The sequence below is a fragment of the Amycolatopsis echigonensis genome (genome assembly GCF_014174495.1).
In the GTDB taxonomy this organism is placed as follows: Bacteria; Actinomycetota; Actinomycetes; order Mycobacteriales; family Pseudonocardiaceae; genus Amycolatopsis; species Amycolatopsis echigonensis.
Window position 1 is genome coordinate 1 of record NZ_JACJHR010000191.1, and the last position, 3,372, is coordinate 3,372.

General features: G+C 61.2%; 2 protein-coding genes. Both read right to left on the bottom strand.

Annotated elements, in window-relative coordinates; translation table 11 throughout:
- Positions 1-86 precede the first annotated feature (86 nt).
- A complete protein-coding gene (locus H5411_RS46030; RefSeq protein WP_220818367.1) occupies positions 87-1,394 on the bottom strand; it encodes a DUF2399 domain-containing protein in 1,308 nt (435 codons plus the stop codon).
- Positions 1,391-3,372: SbcC/MukB-like Walker B domain-containing protein (locus tag H5411_RS46035; RefSeq protein WP_220818368.1), on the bottom strand; the 1,982-nt coding region annotated here is incomplete at its 5' end. The genes H5411_RS46030 and H5411_RS46035, both read right to left, overlap by 4 nt.

Consider the following 3,372-nt stretch of genomic DNA (forward strand, 5'->3'; position numbering starts at 1 on the left):
CACCGGCTGAGCACACTTGCCACGTTGACGGCCGGGCCGCCCCGGAATTCGCCGCGTCCAGGGACCGACGCCGTGCGCCGGGCAGTTCAGCGACGAGGGGCAGCCAGCGGTAGTCGAAGTGGATCCGTGGAGTCCGCGCCAAGGAGTCGCTCAAGGACAACAGAGTGCTCCTGAAAGACGGCATACTTGCCTTGGTCTGTATCGGTATTTGTGCTGGGAATTGGCGGATTGTGGTCTCCGTGAAGCGGTACGCGAGACGGCCCGTCAAGCAATGGGACTGCAGGAGGTTGGTTTGCAAGTGGCCCTGCGGCTTCGGCGGCTTGGGCTGTCCTTTCGTCCATGTGGACCACTTGACCTCCATAACGACTTCTGACTGTTTCGGCGATGGCGTGACCTGAGACGTCGAGGTCGCCAGCGTATCGGATCGAAACCCCGGCGTCCTGCGCGATGCCGAGGATGACGTGATCAACCGCGCTAAGTGAGCCTGCGGTGCACACGATTGGTGTTGTTGCTTGTCGGATGAGTGCCTCGTCGACCACGGACTGGTTCTCCACGACGAGCCACGGTCGGTCCGTCGCGAGGGTTGGCGGGGTGCATGTCAGGTCGTACAGGGTGAGGTGGAGTGGTCGGCGGTCCGCGCATGCAAGCCGTAGTGCGCGATCAACTGGTCCGTCACCGACGGCATCGACGTTGAGTGTGAGCACGGTTTGAGACAGTCGGTCCGCGAAAACGCCAACGCGCGCAAGCATGGCTCGCGCGGCTGCGGGGGTGTCGGGCTGCGTGGCCTTGAGGAGGTCCACGGCGAGCAGGACCAGCTTGGCGCCGTGGCATTCCTCGGTGAGGTCGAAGAAGTGCGGGTTCCCCGCACAGGCAAGTGCCAGCCGGGCGAGCGGGACGGGGCGTTTCAGGGGCAGCAGCGCACGCGCCCGCGCTAGCGCATTGATCAACGACCGGAGGTCGTCTGCCTTTTCGTCCTTGACGCCCGCGGCGCGGAGCCGTGCCAGCAGACGCGGTGCGTCGACAAGGACGGTTTCGGCGTGGTTCCACAGGTCGTTCCGCAATCGGGCCGCTCGCAGCCGCTCACCTGCAAGGTCGGGAAATGATCCCGCTAGTTGCGGCACCACGGAAGGTAGGTCCTCGGCGACGAGACCGAGCGCTTCGAGCACGCGCGGCAGCGGGATGACAGTCTTGCCGTCGACGATGTCGAGTTGCCGTCGCCGTCGGGTCGCGGGCTCGTTCTGAGCCAGCCAGCCTGTGATCAATGCGCGGCCGGCGCGCGATAGTTCAGCTTTTACTACGCGAATGCTTGTGGGCGCGGCGCCGTTGGCCAGTCGAGACGCGACTGCGTCCCAGAGCGGCTTGACGTCGGGGTCCGTTGCGTCGGTGTCGATCACGAGTCAGCCTGTGGGTGGTCGAGTTGCGCTCTGTTTTGCGCATTGTCAGATGGGGCGATGTTCGCTGGTTGTGCGTGTGCAACAGCGATGCGGGCGGTTGTTGGTTGTCCCGTGCCATCCCAAATGCACGGGATGCTGAACCGCACGCCTTCCTGTTGCGCCATGATTTCGTGAATGGCGATTGATCCTGTCTCAGCGACAAGAAGCGGACTGGTTGAGGGGAGTGTGGCCAGTACGTCGAAGTCCCAGGTGCGGAGCAATGCGAGGACCATGCGGAGATTTGCCGTGTCGAATGCCGCGTTCAGTTCGTCGATGAAGATCATTCGCGGTCCACTGTATTCCTTGACTGAGTAGAATGCGCGAATGGCGGCCAGCAGTGGAAGCATGGTTGCCAGGCGTTTCTCGCCTGCGGACAGCACGTCGAGTGGGTTTCGATGCGCTGTGACGGCGCGGAAGACGGGCTCACTGTCCTCGGTGTCGGCGAAATCGGCGTGCGTTAGGTGGATTTCCCAGTCATACCAGTTTCTGTAGTCGAAGACTTGGTAAACGTGTTCCATCCAGCTTGATGCGTCGGATTCTGATCCTGGACTGCTAGGTTCAACGAATTGTCGTACGAAAAATTCGTACATGCGGTCAAAGGCGCCTGCTCGGTCTGATTTACGAATGAGCGAGATCGCCTCTTGGGCGATGGGATCCTTTTTGCGTGGATTCCAGGAGAGCCTTACTCCGACGCGAGCGACTCCCGTTCGAACCGAAGCAAGAGTGGCTCGGATGTCCTCGACGATCTGTTCTGCGAGGTCGATGCGTATGCTGATGTGTTTCCGCAGTTCGGTGAAGACCGCGCCTTTGATCTCGGTGCGGACCTGCTCGTTGAAGTCGGATTCTAGAGTTCGGGTGGACCTTTCGAGCTCCTTCAGTGCGACCCTGAGTGACTTGGTGTTGGTTCCGGACAGCGCAACGTCAGTCGAGGAGGTGCTCTGTTCTGTGATTGTAATCCGTTTCCAGCCGCCTGGTATGTCTTCCAGCTGTAGATGTCGGCCTAGTCGGATGAGTTGGTCACGGACTCGTCGTACCCTGGGGTCGAGTTCGCGCAATGCTCGGTCGACGGCCTCGCGTCGAACATCGATGTCGCTGCGGTTCTTGGCATCTCGGGTTCCGGCAAGGCGGTATGCGGTTTCGATCCCCTCGGGGACTGTTTCCGGTCGAGCTAGCTCGGCGTCTTGCTCTAGTTCGATCACAAGTCCCTGGTCGAACAGAAGTTGCATGTCCGCCAGGGACGCCGTTGTATGCTGGTCGGCTTCGTGAAGAAGTTCTTCTGCGCGGGCGAGGCTGGCCCGTGTTTGAACTGCGGCGAGTTCGGCAGATCGGGCTGATTGCTCCTCTCTCGTTATTTGCTCTTGAATTCCATTGTGCTTGTTTCGCTGTTGTTCGAGCTCGCTGAGCAGTTCTCGGTATGGGCGCTCATGCAGGCGAACCTCTTCGCTGTATCGATGTTGTGCCTGCTGGGCTTTCGCCTTGGTTTGTTTGGCGTGTTCCTGTGCTTCGCGGTGGTGATCTTCGGCTCGCTCGGTCACGGCGCGTTGATGTTCTGCGAACTCGGTCAAGGTGTGAGTTCTCGTAACGGCGCCTGCCCAGCCACCGATGTCGTCTCGCATTGTGGTGAGGCGACGGCGGAGGCCGACGATCGCGTCTTGGTCGGTGGGTAGTAGGCGTCCGCGAGCCCGTGCGACTTTGTTGAGGTGAGCGAAGGCTGAGCGGGCGGTGTGGTCGCATCGATCGAACTCGGCTCGGGCGTCTATTGCGAGTGCGTGTGCGAGTTCGGCTTCCTGGCGGGCGGTGTGTGCTGATTGGCGGGCACGGTGTGCTTCGGTGACGTTTGGCAGCCGGTTGTATTCACGGTTCGCTTCGTCGGCGATGGTTCGAGCTGTCGCCAGCTTGTTTTCGGCGTCCTGGCTGCGGCTAAGCAGCACGTTCGCGT